Annotated in this window: 16 protein-coding genes and 7 pseudogenes; 6 read left to right on the forward strand and 17 right to left on the reverse strand. The window is 46.6% G+C overall.

Annotation, left to right across the window (positions count from 1 at the left end; genetic code table 11):
• Positions 1–4: 4 nt before the first annotated feature.
• The 8 genes and pseudogenes from AB1287_RS00750 to AB1287_RS00785 all read right to left on the reverse strand — a co-directional run.
• Positions 5–481 carry a hypothetical protein gene (locus AB1287_RS00750; RefSeq protein WP_435616643.1) on the reverse strand — a complete coding sequence of 159 codons (477 nt, stop codon included), beginning with the start codon at positions 479–481 and terminating at the stop codon, positions 5–7.
• Positions 478–1,815, reverse strand: coding sequence for a type II and III secretion system protein family protein (locus AB1287_RS00755; RefSeq protein ID WP_435616644.1), 1,338 nt, complete (start codon positions 1,813–1,815; stop codon positions 478–480). The genes AB1287_RS00750 and AB1287_RS00755 overlap by 4 nt, the downstream gene beginning before the upstream one ends.
• 29 nt (positions 1,816–1,844) lie before the next feature.
• Positions 1,845–2,681, reverse strand: coding sequence for a pilus assembly protein CpaB (locus tag AB1287_RS00760; RefSeq protein WP_312629324.1), 837 nt, complete (start codon positions 2,679–2,681; stop codon positions 1,845–1,847).
• Between the two features lie 22 nt (positions 2,682–2,703).
• A complete protein-coding gene (locus tag AB1287_RS00765) occupies positions 2,704–3,129 on the reverse strand; it encodes an A24 family peptidase (RefSeq protein ID WP_312629323.1) in 426 nt (141 codons plus the stop codon).
• An 81-nt stretch (positions 3,130–3,210) separates the two neighbouring features.
• Positions 3,211–3,438 (reverse strand): Flp family type IVb pilin, encoded by a 228-nt coding sequence (locus AB1287_RS00770; protein WP_312629322.1) that lies wholly within the window; start codon positions 3,436–3,438, stop codon positions 3,211–3,213.
• Between the two features lie 215 nt (positions 3,439–3,653).
• Positions 3,654–4,226 carry a transcriptional regulator gene (locus AB1287_RS00775; RefSeq protein WP_435616645.1) on the reverse strand — a complete coding sequence of 191 codons (573 nt, stop codon included), beginning with the start codon at positions 4,224–4,226 and terminating at the stop codon, positions 3,654–3,656.
• A 681-nt stretch (positions 4,227–4,907) separates the two neighbouring features.
• A pseudogene (locus AB1287_RS00780) lies at positions 4,908–5,263 on the reverse strand (ISNCY family transposase); the annotation flags it as partial.
• 543 nt (positions 5,264–5,806) lie between these two features.
• Positions 5,807–5,949 (reverse strand): annotated as a pseudogene (locus AB1287_RS00785) (GNAT family N-acetyltransferase); the annotation flags it as partial.
• Positions 5,950–6,092: 143 nt separating this feature from the next.
• On the opposite strand from AB1287_RS00785, the pseudogene AB1287_RS00790 reads away from it, so the two are divergent.
• Positions 6,093–7,081: pseudogene (locus tag AB1287_RS00790) on the forward strand (IS3 family transposase).
• A 148-nt stretch (positions 7,082–7,229) separates the two neighbouring features.
• On the opposite strand, the pseudogene AB1287_RS00795 reads toward AB1287_RS00790, so the two are convergent.
• From AB1287_RS00795 to AB1287_RS00820, 6 genes and pseudogenes are all read right to left on the reverse strand, one after another.
• Positions 7,230–7,495: pseudogene (locus AB1287_RS00795) on the reverse strand (transposase domain-containing protein); the annotation flags it as partial.
• Positions 7,496–7,498: 3 nt separating this feature from the next.
• Entirely contained in the window at positions 7,499–8,557 is a 1,059-nt protein-coding gene (locus tag AB1287_RS00800; RefSeq protein ID WP_435616671.1) for a DUF4056 domain-containing protein, read from the reverse strand.
• Between the two features lie 35 nt (positions 8,558–8,592).
• Positions 8,593–9,735: a BamA/TamA family outer membrane protein gene (locus AB1287_RS00805; protein ID WP_435616646.1), complete on the reverse strand. Its 1,143-nt coding sequence runs from the start codon at positions 9,733–9,735 to the stop codon at positions 8,593–8,595.
• The gene (locus tag AB1287_RS00810) at positions 9,735–10,751 is read right to left on the reverse strand and encodes a hypothetical protein (RefSeq protein ID WP_435616647.1); all 1,017 of its coding nucleotides are present in this window, start codon (positions 10,749–10,751) and stop codon (positions 9,735–9,737) included. The genes AB1287_RS00805 and AB1287_RS00810 overlap by 1 nt, the downstream gene beginning before the upstream one ends.
• Before the next feature lie 176 nt (positions 10,752–10,927).
• Positions 10,928–11,068: pseudogene (locus AB1287_RS00815) on the reverse strand (HAD hydrolase family protein); the annotation flags it as partial.
• Between the two features lie 4 nt (positions 11,069–11,072).
• Positions 11,073–11,339: pseudogene (locus AB1287_RS00820) on the reverse strand (DUF4158 domain-containing protein); the annotation flags it as partial.
• 228 nt (positions 11,340–11,567) lie between these two features.
• Here AB1287_RS00820 and AB1287_RS00825 point away from each other — a divergent pair.
• Positions 11,568–11,834: a DUF1778 domain-containing protein gene (locus AB1287_RS00825; RefSeq protein ID WP_435616648.1), complete on the forward strand. Its 267-nt coding sequence runs from the start codon at positions 11,568–11,570 to the stop codon at positions 11,832–11,834.
• The gene (locus AB1287_RS00830; protein ID WP_435616649.1) at positions 11,822–12,307 is read left to right on the forward strand and encodes a GNAT family N-acetyltransferase; all 486 of its coding nucleotides are present in this window, start codon (positions 11,822–11,824) and stop codon (positions 12,305–12,307) included. The genes AB1287_RS00825 and AB1287_RS00830 overlap by 13 nt, the downstream gene beginning before the upstream one ends.
• 61 nt (positions 12,308–12,368) lie before the next feature.
• Here AB1287_RS00830 and AB1287_RS00835 read toward each other — a convergent pair.
• Together AB1287_RS00835 and AB1287_RS00840 are read right to left on the reverse strand one after the other, a co-directional pair.
• Positions 12,369–12,461, reverse strand: a pseudogene (locus AB1287_RS00835) (recombinase family protein); the annotation flags it as partial.
• Positions 12,462–12,651: 190 nt separating this feature from the next.
• Positions 12,652–13,299, reverse strand: coding sequence for a DsbA family protein (locus AB1287_RS00840; RefSeq protein ID WP_435616650.1), 648 nt, complete (start codon positions 13,297–13,299; stop codon positions 12,652–12,654).
• Between the two features lie 537 nt (positions 13,300–13,836).
• Between AB1287_RS00840 and AB1287_RS00845 the strand changes: the two genes are divergently transcribed.
• A complete protein-coding gene (locus AB1287_RS00845) occupies positions 13,837–14,520 on the forward strand; it encodes an ankyrin repeat domain-containing protein (protein WP_435616651.1) in 684 nt (227 codons plus the stop codon).
• Positions 14,521–14,869: 349 nt separating this feature from the next.
• Here the strand turns inward: AB1287_RS00845 and AB1287_RS00850 are convergent, their stop codons facing one another.
• Positions 14,870–15,634: a transcriptional regulator gene (locus AB1287_RS00850; protein WP_435616652.1), complete on the reverse strand. Its 765-nt coding sequence runs from the start codon at positions 15,632–15,634 to the stop codon at positions 14,870–14,872.
• Between the two features lie 434 nt (positions 15,635–16,068).
• Between AB1287_RS00850 and AB1287_RS00855 the strand changes: the two genes are divergently transcribed.
• Together AB1287_RS00855 and AB1287_RS00860 are read left to right on the forward strand one after the other, a co-directional pair.
• Positions 16,069–16,665 (forward strand): helix-turn-helix transcriptional regulator, encoded by a 597-nt coding sequence (locus AB1287_RS00855; protein WP_435616653.1) that lies wholly within the window; start codon positions 16,069–16,071, stop codon positions 16,663–16,665.
• Positions 16,666–17,012: 347 nt separating this feature from the next.
• Complete coding sequence (locus AB1287_RS00860; RefSeq protein ID WP_435616654.1) at positions 17,013–17,402, forward strand: transcriptional regulator; 390 nt, start codon at positions 17,013–17,015, stop codon at positions 17,400–17,402.
• Positions 17,403–17,433: the final 31 nt, after the last annotated feature.

Here is a 17,433-nt window from a genome sequence, read left to right on the forward strand (position 1 = left end):
CCTTTTAGTCATAGTGATAGGGGGTAACCAGTGCCTGGCTGCGACTGTTGTTCAGTGCGCAGCCCTGTTCAGTGCGATCGTCAAAACGGTAGTTTTGTTGCTTGTCGGTACACTCCGATAGGCGTGATCTCAAGCGCTGGATAACTATCCGGATGCCGCCATCGTTACGATTGCTAAAGCCACCAGCTTCGTGGGTTAGCGTGATGCGTTCCGGTGCTATACCCTGAGCTATCAAGGTACTACGCAAGTTTTGCGCGCTGGCATTGAAAGCGCCGTTGTTCCAAATCAGGGCAATTTCACCATCAAAGTGCTGACCGGCCAGCGCCAGAATTTTGCCGGTTGTCACTTCCCGGGAGATTGTGTCCGTCGAGGCCAGCGTCAGCGTGGTGATGGCAGAGAGCGTCTCCTGCGCGCGGCTGGTCGCAGGTGCCAGCAGCAGGCAGGGCAGAAGCAGCAGAGTCAGAGGGAGCAGCCTGATCATTTGATAAACCCTCCCTGTTCGATAAATTCCTGCGCTCGCGCTCTGTCGCGTCGCTGGCTGATGCCATCGAAATTAAAGAACCGGCTGAGAGTTGAGGTTCGTCTGAAGTCGGGCAGTACCACTTCGCGCGGGGAGAGGGGTTTGACCAGATTAACGGTAGCGACCACCACAAGCTCGTTACGTTTACGCTGGGTCGAAGCGTTGCGGAACAGGGCGCCCAGAATCGGCACGTCGCCAATCATCGGAATTTTACTTAGCGCTTCACGCTCTTCGTTACTGATCAGGCCTCCGAGCAGAAAGCTTTCGCCGTCTCCCAGTTCAACGGTGGTCCGTGCGCGACGGGTTTGCAGCGCCGGGAGGGTATCTCCTGTCCGGGTGGAATAGGTGTTAGCGAGATTACTGACCTCTTCGCCCAGCAGCAGTCGTATCTTTTTGCTGCTGCTCACCTTTGCGCCAATATTCAGCTTAATGCCAAATTCTTTGTAGGTAACGCTGCTACCGTTTTGCGATGAAGTCACAATAGGCAGCTCACCGCCGACCAGAAATTCGGCGGCTTCGCCGGAGAGCACCGACAGGTTAGGTTCGGCCAGAACCCGGGCGACGGAGTCGTTGCTGATGGCATGCACCATGCTGGTCAGGGTATCCGCGTTAAAGCGGACAAAGTGGAACGTTCCGGGGATCGTAGAGCCCGCTCCCCAGTCCAGCCCGACGTTATCAATAAACTCACGGCTGACCTCTACCACCGACAGCTTAACGTTGACCTGGTTGGTGATCGGCAGCTCCAGCTTATTAATGACGCCTTCCCAACTTACATCGCTCAGCCAGGGGGTGTTGTCATCGCTGCTGCTGCTCTTGTCGGATGCATCCTTAACCTTTTTCGTGCTCACGCGGCTTTTGGCGCCAATACCTTCGCCGACAATCTGGTAGATACGACTTTTCGCCTCTTCGGTCGGAGCTGTACCGGAAATAACGTAGGTTTTGCCCATTTTTTGAAGAGTGACGTTGCTGTCCGGAAACGCCTGATTAATCTGCTGGTGGATACTGCTCAGCATGGTGTCGACCACTAGCGTAGCCTTAAGCACTTGATCACCGTTTTTATCGAAAGCAATGAGATCGGCGCGCCCCTCTTCCCTACCATAGGCGACGATGCTTTTATCGCCAATAAGTTCGTAGTCGGCGACATCTGGCGAGGAAATAAAGACCGTATCAATATTTTCTTTAACCTGGATGACCTGTGAATCGCCAGGCGTCAGATAAATATCTGCAGCCAGTGCGTGAAGTGCAAAAAAACTGATAAATATGCCCACTGCTGTGCGAGTAAAAACCTTATCCATATATTTTCTCTGAGTTAAATGTTGCAAAATTATCTGGAGCCTCTTAATTCCTTTATTGAGCGCAGCTGTGGAAGCACGTCGTCCATGCTTATTCGCTTAATACTCTGCTTATCCTGACTGTCCGGGAGAAGGAACAGCTGGCCGGAGGTTTCAATTGTTCTTAACATTGCAAGCTGCTTTTGATTCAGGCGCAGGACAATGGTGCCCACTATCTTATTACTCATGGAATAAGCATTTTCACCTTCTTTGGCGCTGGAAAAGCGTTTGCTGTCCAGTACCGTTACCTGTTCGAATATTCGGGTGACGACATATTTAGGCGTCTGGGCGCGATAGGAGGAGGACGATCCTTCCGAGGCCAGACCTACCATCTCCGTTTTCCCTCTCTCAATCTCTTTTATTCTGATGTAGAGCGCTAACTTATCGCCAGCACGGGTCGATGAGAGTAAATAATCGTCGGGAGCAGAAACCGGGAAGGCGTAAGGCATCTCATTCACTCTCAGGCTGCGCTTCGCGTAATCCGGATGAGTGGGGGAGAGCAACATCGGCAGCGTGATGCCGCTGCCTTTTTTTATCGTTTCTGTGACTAAATATCCGCGAAGATTTCCACCAGGTATCGATGATATATCCCGAGGATCGCTGATGGTTGATGATGTTTTTAAGGTGGCGATCTTATAATCCTGAGGCGACAGTATTTCTCCGGCCTGCAGGTTGTGGATGGCTTCTGCCACTAAAATGGTGCGGGGAACATTTTCAACCGTTACTTGTTGTTTGGGCTCCGATGTTTTTCCTTTTTGCTGTAAAAATATCCCTGTGACCCCGACAACGATAGCCGTGATGGAGAGAAAAAAAAGTGTCCGATGATTCATCAACGATTCCTTTCTGTATGCGTCAATTTATGGAATAAGAAAAAATAAAGGCTAATGAGATAGCCACACCGTAAGGCACGCCATGCTGTTTTGTGGTTTTAAAAAAAAAGAGCAAGCAAACCAAAGCAACGGCTCCGCCGCTCAGAGCGGTCAGAAATAAAAAATGGGGAAATTGAGAGGAGGTATAAAGCAGCGCCAGCGCCGACATCAGCTTGATATCACCGCCGCCAATAATATTAGCCATGCAGAGAATAAAACCGGGAATCAGTACAGCAGCAAAAAGAATCAGGTTGGGATACTGGCCGCGAAGCAGAGACAGCGTACAGGCGGCTACGCCGACTGCAATCACGAGTTTATTGGCAATCAGCCGTGAGGTGACGTCCTGCACGCAAACACAGAGTAATAGTAGAACTACCGCAATATAGTTTGCCGTGATTAACCACGTCATATTATTATCCCTGATAATCAATCTCTGAAGAGAGGCCAGCGATATCCACCGTGATAGCTATCACGGCGGATATAACAGCAATTATTTGCTCATTGTTACGCTTTCAATAGCTTTTTCGATTTTCTGGAAGGCGGTATTGATTGCACCGAGGAAGCCGCTGTTCTGATCGCCGAAGATTAATGCTAGCAGGGTCGCCATTCCGACCCCGATCAGTGCATATTCAATAGCTGTTACGCCGCGCTGGTTTTTAAAAAAATTCGCAATGTTGTTTTCTGCAACGATGTAGTACTTAGTCAAAAAATGAGTCATAACGATACCTTGTTTTATGCCAAAAAATTAATAATTAACTGGGCAGTGAGTTGAAATAAAATATCCAATCATCGAACATGCCTTTTGACACTCCCTTGTTGATTCGGAAATTCTGCTGGCAGTAGCGATGTTGACCTAGGTATCTAACCCGAAAAAGGGGAGTGAAATCCTCATTAAAACCCTTAAAAATTATAATTAGTTATTATTTATTCTGCTTAAACCTTCCAGAAGAACAGAATTGCCATCGTCAGCGTTACCAGCCAGCACACGGCCAGCACCGAGAGGACAAAAACAAAAATATTCCAGCTTTTCGAATTGTACCATTCGGGTTTACCGCGAATGGAGGAGCCTCTTTTTGCTGCTGCCTTCTCCTCGTCACCAGGCCCTTCAAACCTGACTTCTGTGACGCTTTTCTCTTGTACGGGGAAGGGGAGTGGATGTTCTCCCTCCACGAGTGTACCTTTTATGACTTCGCCCGTGTATTTAACCCCTTTGCGTGGGATCGTTTTAATTAAAGAGTGAGAGAGACCTACCTCGTTAAACGACCTTCGCAGAAGGTAAAGTTGGCCATAATAGCTACTTTCGCTGACGGAGCCTTTTTGCTCGGCCCAGACCTCGTTGATGATTTTTTGTTTATCAGTTTCACCGTTTAATAGCTGCAACAGAAATCGATAGCTATTTTCAGATAATTCAACGCTAATACCGTCGTGAGTCATTAAGCAGCGCTTTTCCGGCAGAAACATTACCCCTTTGTCGAGAGTGTATAGCTGTCTCTCTTTCAACTCCATGATAAACTCCAGTTTTGCTTTTTGCTTTCTGATTAATGTCGGTTAGCTTTGCTCTAGCCTTATTAGCGACAAAGTATTAGTGCCCAAAGAGCCCCACAAACCCTGAGATAATTAATTATCTAAAGCATCACTTTACTCATGAGTAATTATTGATGAATGCTCTGCTATTAAATAAGTCGCGAACAATATATCTTGGTTTGATTACATTTTTATTCCTTGCAAAATCAACCGCAACTTCATACTTCACTATGTTTTAATTTCTCAGTCTTATTGTTTTTTACAGTGAGTATATAACAATCAATATTGTTTAACTCAAAATCTGCCAGACATAATAAAAGGAAACTCGCAATTGATTGAAATTGGATTTTGCGATTAATACCGCGATTTCAATTGGTGAAACAATGCGAGTTTGCAATAATGTAGCGGAAATGAAAATTATTTAATATCAGAAGCGTTTATCACCCTACCAGCAATAGTTTTACGTTCGGCTCGATAATGAGATAAAAAAAATAAACTTACATAATGGAATCATTATGTTAACATATGCGTGAATTATAGGATATTTCGAGTTTCGAAATATGGAAAAATGAGATTTAGTAAGAGTGTACTATTAACATTTAGTGCTACCTTAAGTTTTATAATGAATTTTATAACCCTTGCCATGAATAAAAATATACCTGCCCTTGATTTAGCCTGTAGGTGGCTGGCACAAATGAGTTCGATACCCAGTTCAGAAAGTACACGGCCAAACTGTATGATTTCGTCGTAGTGGATCCGCCATTATTGGCCGTGTTTATTGCTGTAGAACGCCAGAGGTTTACCGTAATGTTCCAGATAACCGCGGGTAGCTTCGAAATAGGTGAATGTGGATTCTGAACTGACGAACAGGAGCTGCATCAACTGACTGGTTGCGTCATCAACGCAACGTAAACGAACAGAGTACAGGCCGGGCAGCGCTCTTCGAACCATCGCTCCTCAATGCCATCAACGCCGGTACAGGCTCGTCGTGGGCGTGGCTGATGTACCCGAGGTGCTCGTAACCTGCCGTTCATTAATCGATTTTTCAGACGACATTTATCCTCTAACGTGAGTTTTCGTTCGACTGAGCATCAAACCATTAAAAATGTCACCGGTGGCGATGGTTTTACCCAGTTTGGCCGTGTGATACACGAACTGGTGGCAGAAAGGCAACATAGCATCGACCGGATACGATGGCTTCTGGCACAGGTCGCAGGATAAGTTCGTCTGAAAAATGGTATCAGATTAAAAATGCACCGATAGCCGCATTTTATCGTCATAAATGATCAGATGAGCGGCCATCACAGCATCCCTGGTAACCAGGTTCATGATCAGGCGCCCCTGAAAGAAGTGATTCAATTTACCAACCATGAACCACATTTCTTGCCAAACTGGATGTTTTAAGTGACATCACATCTCCCCAAAGACTGACATCTCAATTTAGCTACTACAACATAAGTGCGCACAATCTATCTTATGTTAAGTTTGATGTGAAAATCACTTAATAATCAAATCGTTAGTTAATGGTTGGTGCGTTTTTTTACAAAGGCTATTGTGGGGGCAATAGGATCTGGCATGTCACGCCGAAGACTGTCAGCGGCTTCTGTATGGTTGATACTACCGATGGCCAGAGAATAAAAGCTGGCTACTTGTTTCGTGTCTTTTTTGCAAACAGCAACGTTCGTACAGCCCCAAGAGCCAGGTTTGACTTAAGTCATACAGATGACGGACATATCCCGCATTGTTATTGGCTATGGGTGAGCTGTCAGAGAAAGTCTGCCAGCCAGTCATGCTTCCTTTGGATACTGTAGGCTTGAATATATGTCTAACACTAACGCCAAGTTTGAGATGACCGGGATCCTGTTAGGGCAAGAAGCCTGTAAACGTAAGACTCCTCAGGAGAAGATCGCCATTATCCAGCAGACGATGGAGCCGGGTATGAATGTATCCCATGTCGCCCGCCTGCATGGTATTCAGCCCAGCCTGCTGTTCAAGTGGAAGAAGCAGTATCTGGAAGGCAGCCTCACCGCCGTTGGCGTGCGCAGTTGTCACTGCGGGTTAAGCGTTATGCCGACTGGCAGGACAGGCGCTGTCATCGGCATAATGAAGAAGCAGACGCTGAAATCCTGTCGGATATCCTCGATATCATCAGCGACATGCCCAGCTACGGCTATCGACGAGTGTGGGGCATCCTGCGTAAACGACATCGCGCAGAAGGGCTGCCGCCGGTAAATGCCAAAAGGTTTTACAGGATAACGAGAGAGCATAACATTTTGTTATTGCATGACAAACTGGAGGGGGTGACGCGTGAACATAAGGGCAAAATCGCGGTAGCGGAAAGCGATATGCGCTGGTGTTCAGACGGCTTCGAGTTCGGCGGCGACAACGGTGAAAAACTGCGGGTCACGTTCGCGCTGGAAGAGAGGTCATAGACTGGGCAAGCGAGTACCGGAGGCTACGACAGTTCGACGGTACAGGATGTAATGCTCAGGTCAGTGGAAAAGCGCTTCGGTGACAGGTTAGCGGACACACCGGTGCAGTGGCTGACGGACAACGGTTCAGCGTATACCGCGCATGAAACGCGGAAGTTCGCCAGAGAACTGAATCTGGCCTCCTGCACAACAGCGGTGAGCAGCCCACAGAGCAATGGCATGGCTGAACGGCTCGTGAAAACGATGAAGGAAGATTACATCGCGTGCATGCCAAAACCGGATGTGAGAACAGCGCTACAGAACCTTGCAGCGGCGTTCAATCATTACAATGAAAACCACCCGCATAATGCGCCGGGATATGACTCTCCGAGGGAATACCGGCGGCAGCGGGCATCGTTAACTTAAGATACAAAAGCTGTCTGGAAACAGAGGGGCAAGATCATAATAGACATGATAGTAAGTGTTCCGTTACCCGCTTACGGGCGTGTCACTCAATACCTTCAGCGATACTTAAATCCTGGTGTACTTCCCTGACCGTATTGACAGGGATGTGTTATTCCGCTGGCAGTGCTACGCGCCAGAACAGCAGTTCGCTGAGCAGGGTTACCGGACAGTCCGCTATGACGTCAAGCACATGACGGAGGTAGCTTTCTGGTTCCACACCGTTTAGTTTGCACGTCCAGATCAGGCTGTACAGCAGTGCTCTCCGCTCTCCACCATGGTCGGAGCCAAAGAACGAAAGTTTTTACGACCCAGACTGACCGTCCGCAGGACATTTTCAGCGATGTTGTTATCTGCTTCAGCCCAGTCATCGTCTGCACGTTAGCGCTCTTCGGCAGCTCTGTCGCTTGCGAAGGCAGCCGCCGCAAGCCGGGCAAAATCGACTGCCGTATAGCAGCAGAGCTCAGGCATGGGTAGACGCGCCATGCTGCGGCCGGGCCACAGCTCCAGCTGTGCCAGCATATCGAGGGAAAAGCCATGCCAGCAATGCGGCAGGTGCAAGCGTAGCGGAGTGGCTCGCTCTCCGGGTACAGGAGTTGGAATGCGATCGTCGCTAATGTCGTAGTTTCGCCGCAGCACTAGATATTTTTCCGGCACCCTACGCCGACTATTCCACCAACGGCCATCCAGCATATCGAAGTGAAAGCGGGTCATTGCTGCAGGCTGCACATCAAGAGTAATCAGCGCCTTTCGCAGGGCATCGTCCATTGCCGCATCGTACACACCAAGCGTAATCGCTTGTCCGCGACGAATGAGCGAAACAGCGATGTTTGCGCCCAATAAGTTTGAATAGAGATCCTCCGGTGAAAATGCCGAAACCTCTTCCGGAAAACCCGGGACAGACTCAAAGCCGTACCACTGCGCAATTTCATGCCAGGCCGCCAGCTGGAAGGCCAGATGAGCGGCGATCCATACCGCCAGAAGATAGCGCTCCCCCTCTGTTGTCGGAGGCGTAAAGGCGCGGAAAACCAGACGCCGCTGTGTCAGCTCGTCATCCAACGACAGCGTAAAGGGTTGACCAAGCTGCGGCAGTAGCTGTGAAAAGATGTAGAGCGTCATGTCTGCCGTATCCCTTATATGGGCTGTATCAATAAACCCTCCCCGGGAGGTATAGAGGATTCCGTTGCGCTCGCTGCCGATACCCACCAGGTTGGCCAGCCCCAGAAGCAGGCTATCGTTGTAATGATGCTCCCCCATATCCCAGGCTGTTACCACGTTACTGAACTGATAAAACGGCACGGGCACCTTCATCACCTCGGCGTGCAGATCATAGCCAAAAGCGCAGCAGGGCCGCAGGCCATCAGGCTGCGGCAGCGGGTGAGTGACGGGCCAAGCCCTCTGAAGCACCTCCGCGCGCACCGGTATATGCCCCAGCACCATCGCGGCGGTTATAAGCATTAGCCACAATACTTTCTTCAAAATGCCTCTCCCGCCTGGAAATAAAACCCGCTGCTGCCTTTGCCAATACCGTAATCGAGGCGGACATTCATTCGCGGCTTAAATTCAAACCGGTAGCCCGCACCCGCGGTAGGTAGCCAGCGTCCATTGTTCAACCCGTGAAAAGTTGGCGCCATCGTCCCACCTCCTATCCAGCCAACTACACCATGCCGCCAGCTCAGCTTATGGCGCAGCTCAAGCTGGCCGCTAAATGTATTTTTATCCCGGTAGCGGCCCTCATAGTAACCACGCATTCGCTGGCTGTTGCCTAACAACGGCAGATTGTTCCACGGCACGTTCCCCTGAGTGAAATGACCGTCAATCTCCCAAGCCAGCACATCTTTTGAGCCGATCGAATAGTAGTGACTATAGTGGGCTTTGTAGTCATCAAAGCGCACGTCGCTACCAGTGGCAGGGGTATAGCGGGTATAGCGAAGGTCCATCGACTGCCCCGATCGAGGATTCGGCACAAAATCGCGACTGTCCCAGCTCAGGGCCATGCTGATGCCCGAAATGAAGCTCGATGTGCCGGTCGGCGTGCCCTCAATTTGCCGCGGATCGTTGCTGTCGACGTTGGCGGCGTGCTGTGCGTCCAGCGACCAACCCAGCCCTGCGTAGACATGGCGGGAGAGCTGCCGGTATATCATCGGGTTAAGCATTGCCCTTTGTGAGGTATACTTTTGCTTATCGCCATCGCGATCTCCGGCCCGAAATCCCTGCCCCCAGAACCAGGTAGGCGTATTGCCTATAGCGCCATCAAGAAAGAACCTCCAGCGATCGTCAGCAAAAAAAGCGTAGTTTGTGAAATTGATGCCAAACGCTCCCGGTGCGCTGATGTAGCCGCTCATCGTCAGCGTTGAGTTCTGGCTGATGCAGTCCTGTGGATCGGGACGATACATCCCCACCACCGCAGCTCCAATTCCTGGCCCCAGCTCTGGCGTGTAAAAAGGTCCCGGCACTATTCCCCAGTCAATCCCTCCGGCGGGATCAAACGTCGTGCTGGCACCAAGTGGCCTGAGCAAGTCATCAATTTGCCCGCGATCCGGCAGCCATGACCGGGCTTGGCAGGGCAACGCCAAAACACCGGAGAGAGCCGCCAGAAGCCATACGTTTTCGCGCATCAGAAACGATATTCTCCTGAAACGAAGAAGCTGTTCCGCTGGGCAAAACCAAACTCGGTGGTGACGTTAAAATTACGCGTTATTTCATACTGCGCCCCGATCAGCATATTCCAGGGCGTCTCAAGGCGTTGCTTTACGTCAAACCGACCATTGCCGCTTTTGTTGGCCATAGCCAGTAGCTGTTGCAACGTTTCTGAGGGCATATTCAGATCGTTGAGATTGCCTTTGAACTCCTGCTGCACGTTCTGATACATGCTGCCGACCCAGATATTTAACTTTCCAGCGGGCATATGCAGGCTGTCGATGCCGGGCGTGGTAAAGCGATAGCCCACTCGGGGCGTCAGCGTAAAGGCATCAATATTGCCGTCAAGTACATCAAAATGGGTCTGGGTGTAGTTGGTATCCAGTGCGGCAAACCAATTGCCAACTCCGCCGGTAAAGGTGGTCCCGACTCCGTAGGTAGTACCCTTAAAATCAAGTTTGAACTTGAGATCCTGCAGGTTGGTGGGCCTGATGACACCGGAGCCGGGTATGTTAATCCCCACGCCGATATCTGAAACGGAATGGCCTTTAGTGTGCCCCACGAGGGCGTACACATTCATAAATGGAAGCAACCAGGCGTCCAGCTTGAGGGTTTCGGTTTTGCTGCGTTCGCGGGTATTGCCCGCATGGATAGAAAACATATTATCAAGTGGCAGTGGACCGAGGGCCAGGCCGGAAAAGCGGATGCTGTCGACATCGATATTCTGCCGCATGTTCATGTAGTTTATGTTAATGCCGAAAGGCTCTGGCAGGTCGTAACCTCTTTCCCTCGCCGCATTGCCAAAAAAAGGGAGCAGGGATGAGGGGGCCGGCTTGGCCGTTTCAGCCTCCTCTGCGTCGGTATCGATCGGATATATATCGGATTGTGGGTAATCATAAAGAGGAGTGGAGATAGGGGAGGTAGTCGTCGTTGCCCATGTCTGAAAAGACATAAAGGGTAAACTTATCAATAGGGTATACGTTATTTTTTTCATATCTGTAGGTGTGAATAGAGGCGAGTGATCGCCGGTGAATAGGAGGCAATAGATTATAAAAACCACACAGACCAAAGGCCTATATTCAGTGCTGATTCACATTCGATTACAAATAAGTTAATGAAATACATGCAAATATGCTGTTATAGGGGAAAACAACTCCAGCATGCTGGAAATCAGTTCAGAATAAACTTCTCAATGGCGTAAGCCATACCATCTTTAAGGTTGGATTTAGTGACAAAGTCGGCAACTTCTTTGACGGAAGGAATATCGTTAATCATTGCTACACCTACTCCGGCATATTTGATCATCGCGATACCGTAGTAGCTCTGCGACGCGAGCAATCTGCCAACTATCAGGCAACGTGGCCAGATTTTTCCAGAGCCACTGATTTGCTCTTTCGCGTATTTCACTAACGAAGTGTACAAGTGTGCTTGCTCCGGGCAACAAAATCTTATTCTGAAGCAGCCACGCAGCGGCAAAATCAAACATCAGACCGGGGCGTTCATTACTTAACCATGTACGGGTGTACAGAAGCCGTTTCAGGCGGAAAGACCACGGGAAACCGCCAAATTCATAATAGCCGTAATTTCTGTCTTGCACGGGTAATGGAATTATCGAAACAGGGCGTTACATATGTACAGTACTTCCGCCTTAGCACCTTTTCGGATCTCAGTAGGGAAGGGGGAAAGTTGCAGGATGCTGAATACCTTATATAACATCGATACAAGGATTTCTGGCGGGGCTGTATAGCGTTTGCTACACACTTAGCTTGTAATATGCTTGTAAAGCAATTGCTATACAAGGTGCGCACTCATGAAATCAGATGTTCAGCTCAACCTTAGAGCTAAGGAATTGCAACGAGCACTTATTGACGCTGCTGTAGAGATCCTTCATAAATCACGCACAGACTTCATCCTGGAAATAGCATGCCAGGCTGCCGAGAATGTGATCCTCGATCGTCGTGTATTCAATTTTAACGATGAGCAGTATGCAGAGTTTATAGATATGCTTGATGCACCAGTTGCGGATGATCCTGCCATCCAGAAACTTCTGGCGAGGAAACCTCAGTGGGACGTGTAACACCACCAGAGCCGTTATCCACCGCTCATCAGCTTGCCGAGTTCGTCAGCGGGGAGGCTGTGCTTGATGACTGGCTTAAACAGAAAGGGTTAAAAAATCAGGCTCTCGGTGCCGCCCGGACGTTCGTTGTTTGTAAAACTGATACGAAGCAGGTTGTCGGTTTTTACTCTCTGGCCACCGGCAGCGTTAACCACGTGGAAGCCACGGGAAGTCTCAGGCGCAATATGCCTGATCCAATCCCAGTAATCATACTTGCCCGCCTGGCGGTCGATGTCTCATTCCGCAGAAAAGGGCTTGGTGTCGATTTGCTGCACGATGCGGTCCTGCGTTGTTATCGGATAGTTGAAAATATTGGCGTCCGTGCGATCATGGTTCATGCACTGACTGAAGGAGCCAAAGGTTTTTATCCTCACCATGGTTTTAAGGCATCGCAAACTCAGGAGCGGACTCTGTTCCTCAAACTGCCACAGTAGATCATAAGATGGAATAGATTACCTGGTAATTCATTAACCTATTGATTTGTATGTATTAAATTTAACGTGATCTTTGGTGCCCAGTAGCATCTGCGGTTTTCTGAATGCTCAGTTTCTTAACCTGCCGGTAGTAAATAACTTTCTGATGCCGCTCATTTCAGCCTGTGATGGGTCTTTATCTGACAAAGCCAGCCATGAAGTGGGGATAGCGTCCGGGCCTACTCCGCGGTGCTCCAGACAGTAGAGAACAGCATGTGGTGACACTGATCTGGCATATAGCATATATAAGAAGAGGACGCTCACTTCCGGTACCTCACCGCGGAGCGTAAATGGCGGTATAATAGCTATTTTTCCAATAATACCTGAACGACCTGTGCAAACCCGTTCACATAATCGCCCGTAGTGGGCGCGGCAATGCCGGCATTGTTGATGTGGTATTTTCCGTTGACGTAAAAGCTTGGTGTTCCCTTGACCGCGAAGGTGGCTGTCGCGGCGTCTTGTCGCGCAATTACGCCTTTTACGGTCACGCTTTGTCGAGCGTTGTCATAGGTCACAGTGTCAATGCCCGCGGAGGCAAAGACTGCCTGAATATCAGCCACGCTCGTCAGCTCTCCGTTTCGCATGGCCTCAAACAGCGGCTTTTCAACCGCCTTTGTTTTGTTCATGACCATGGCGATGGCCCAAGCCTCGGTGAGCTCATGTCCCAGCGGCCCCATGGCGCTGACGTGGTATTGCGTAACGCTTTCCCCCCGGGGCAGTACTTTATTGATTGCGTCTGTCACCGGGTAGTTCTCCACAAACTGATAGCAGGGCCCACAGTAAAACGAGAAAAATTCAACCACTCTGGGTGCAGACACCACGGGTGGAATCAGTCGTGTGTATTCCCGGCCTTCTTCAGGCAGGGATTGGGTGGTGGAGGTGTCAGCGTGTACTGCTCCCTGAATGCTCAGGGTGAATAGCATCAGCGCGGCCAGTTTTCTATAAAGGTTCATATTAAATTTCCGTCATTAGGGTCATTGTCATCAGGGTGTACGTGCGGTATGGGGCTGTCCGCCGCCCATGCGCTTCAAAAAGGCGGTTCCAGAATGGGGCTACAGAACAGCCAGTGGTGCAGGTCTGTCGTCCGTTCCAGCTGCAACCGGTGCATGGCGGTGTGCTTATGCACGGCTTAGCGCTTTTTTATCCTCTCCGTTAAATCAGCAGGCGGTACACGGTAGATAGCTTGTTATTGACTAGTGTCAGAACAGCTGAGTGAGCCGCCAGCCGCCGAGCACCTGGAACGGATTATACGTTCAGCCATATACCAGTTCGAAATAAAGCAACAAAACATTAGATGGTAGCTCCGAATCATACATAAAAACATGTCACGTGACGACGTTGTAATGCGATATAATTTGCTTTTCCCTCTACAATGTAATGAAAAGAAAACTTATTCATTTTTTTGAAAATTTCTAATATAGAGTATTAAAGTAATCCTTTTGTTGCTAATATGGAAAATCATTGATTATATCTTTATAATGGATGCTGATATGATAAATAATAACACCTGCAAAAAACTTTTCTCTTGCATTATGTTTATAATTCCACTGCTTTATGGTTCAAACAGCATGGCTGAAAAACAAAATCCATCTCTAAATTCTGTGGTAGGAAAAGGAGATATATTAGCGGTTAAGGAACTAGTGGAAAAAGGAACTAATATTGAAACGCGAGATATATACAATAGAACACCCTTAATGATCGCCACGCGCATGAATAATGTGGCTATTGCAAGTTATTTAATTGAAAAAGGTGCTGACGTTAACGCGAAAGATATTATACAGGATACACCCTATCTTTATGCCGGAGCAAGAGGGTTTGATAAAATATTAGCCTTAACGCTAGCTCACGGTGCAGATCTAAAAAGTTTAAATAGATATGGGGGGACTGCACTAATTCCAGCGGCGGAAAGAGGAAGTGTGGAAACCGTTAAGATATTAATAGATGCTGGCGTTAATGTGAATCACATAAACAAATTAGGCTGGACAGCATTAATGGAAGCTATAATTCTCGGCGATGGTAGCCGCAGTTATCAGCAGATTATTAGCCTTCTAATAAAATCTGGTGCCGATGTAAATATTAAAGACTTTTCAGGAAAATCTCCGCTTATTCTTTCTGAAAATAAAGGATTTGTTGAGATAAGTAAGCTCCTTATTGAGGCTGGGGCACAGCGCTAGAGTTAATTTGGAGTAATCTCACGTTTGGGGTTTCTCAAGCTATTCCCTGCCTCAGGATAGTTATTGCCTTTGGTTGTGAAAATCCTGGGGCAGCCAGAAACTATTGATAGGTGGAATGACACCACGAAAGTAGACATTTCCTGTCCTTAAGATGAGGCCTGCTCTAAGGCTTCCGGACTGATGCCGCCAGAATGACTATGGCGCCAGCTCCGGTTGTAAAACGCACCAATGTAATCGAAGATATTTGGTGCATACCGCTTTATCAGATTATAACTAAGCGACTCTCGCTATACGTTTATGCGTTAAGATTTGTTTATTACCATTATTAGCGAGTAGGCAGTTAGCAACGTTAGTCATTAATCAGCCATTTATTATAGCACATAGCTTTATTTCCCGCAGGGCAATAAGTCAGCAGTTCATCAATGAACCCCTTCTCTTTTACACCCTTTCCCACTTGTGCGAAATAGTAAATATTAGCTGAGTGCTTACAATTGAAGTTCTCTTGTATCATTAAATCTTTCATACGATTCTCTAGCGCATCAAAGGTACCCAATACTTTGGTATCATCATCCACAATATAAAAGTTACACTTTCCAATATTGAATACTTTATGACGAACGTTCGTTGATCGATATGATTCATATAACGAAGGAGTAAATGAAATGATGATACAGATCGCGATGAGCGCTGTTGTTTTTATTCTCTTTATCGCGGCGTCATTTATAATTTTAGAGTTATTCGGAAGTTCTTTCTCTGACGTTTCAGATAAATCACCATGCTCTTTTGGAGGTAAAAATACAATGTTGCCATTAAATATGAATCCATGTTTTGGCACTGTCCTTATTATATCCTCACAGCCAAATTGCAATAATGCTTTCCTCAACATTGATACATAATTGTTTAGATTATTGCTCGAAGAGTCTAAACCCTGCCGCTCCCATATTTCGTGTAAAAGGAACTCTCTGGTTAACAGATTATTGTTATTTTCAATAAATAAAATCAAAAGAGAGTTAGTTATTCTCGCTAGGATCACCACCTCTGAATGCTGCTCAAGAGAACAAAGAGTCATGTTCGCTTCGCTGTATTTTACAGAGTTATTGATGATGTATTCCATATTGTTTCTCGCACAAGCTCCTTTTTATTACCAGAATATAACTAACGATTTACGATATAAAATCAGTTAATCTAAGCAGCAATCAGATGTTCACTTGTATCTGCATATGTGGCAGATAGTAAGTAACTATTATCACTTTGCATCACTGAAAAGTAAACGGGAATTCATTTTGAATATATAACTTACCTATTCATCGCTGATGTGGAACCGTAGATATAATAGTAATAATATTAATCACCATAATGCCAATATCATTCAGAATAAAAATCTATTCTCGCGCAGATATTGAGAATACTGTGCGCATGCTCTGTTAGTGAATATATAATGCTTGCTTGAAAAATTCGGTACCATGAATAAAGAACAAACTCTCAGGAGTGTTTTCCTTATACCCTTATAATTCTAGATGCGCACAGATAAATTGAGGCAATAAATAAATGTTCAGCACTGTTAGGATTTATATAGACGGACATGATAATTATTTTAATCAAGGCGTAGAGTATGCTTTGATTGAATATTTCTCAACCCAAAAGCGATATGTTGATTTTATAAGAAAAGAAGGAAGATATGAAGATATCGACTTGGTAGTATGGACACCTGAAAATGAGAACGGGCGATTGATTACAGCATTTTTACCTCCCAGTATTATACAGTCAAGGATACTTATCGTTCTCAGAAAAGAGAATGGATATCACTTCTCCGATTGTGCTGAATGGGTTTTCTTTCGCCATCAGAACAAGCAGGACTTAGCCATACTGTTAGAAAACATATTACATTCCTCATCACCCCAGGAGATAATCAAAAAAAAACTGCATGAACGTACTGAGTCTTTATTAACAGCACTAACTTTCCAACAGCGAGAGATTATATATTACCTGGCCAGAGGAGCAGCACTTAAGGATATAGCAATAATATTAGGCATTGAATATAAAACAGCCAGCCATCACAAACGTAAGATTATGAAGATGTTGAGCCTGAATAAAAATACTAAGTTATATAACTGGATGTTAGAGCGCATGGAACGCGCAGATTAATTAGTGACCTTGAGTGAAAAACAAACAGCCCTCTACCTTCGTGGGAGGATTATTGCATCAAAGCAGAATAATAATCTATATGACGGTTTTTTTTGGAATTATAATCTATAGTTGAATGCTTTATTGATATATATGACAAGTCCATGATTTCCTGATGGTAGGATTATTCTCATTCGATGATTGGTTTTTTCATTAACCAAATGGAGAAGAGCATTTTTAAACAATGCTCAAGTTAACAGAGCTTAGTCAGATAAGCAGGTAGTACCTCGGAATTTTGGGAACGATATTCACTACTCGTAGGTAATACTCTTTGTTAGCTCTGTTATACTAATATCAATGAGGGATGTATGGAAAGCTTACTTAAAAATACTTCATCTTTTGAAAGTGAATTATTAGAATTGAAAGATAATCTTCTTACTCTAAAAGGTGAAGAAAAGAAGATTCCTCTCAGTAAATATCAGCATCATTTACTTGTATGCCTAATAAATAAGATAAACTCAAAAGATGATATTATTCGTTATCTATGGGGCGAATGTGATTATAGAAAGAAAGAGAACGGCTACAACCAGTTAGTATTTCAACTCCGCCGTCTTATTATTAGATCTGGTATATCGACAGAAGTATTGATTACATTGCCTCGTTACGGATTATGTTTAAACCCGCAACTGCTTGTCAGGTCGCATTCGGATAAGGCGGACATGAAGAATATAGTTAATGACCATATTGCCTACCTATAGTTTTTCATGTTTGTTTTACGCGGCGCGACCT

Origin of the sequence: Scandinavium sp. UTDF21-P1B (assembly GCF_040750395.1) — a bacterium.
Taxonomy (GTDB): Bacteria; Pseudomonadota; Gammaproteobacteria; order Enterobacterales; family Enterobacteriaceae; genus Scandinavium.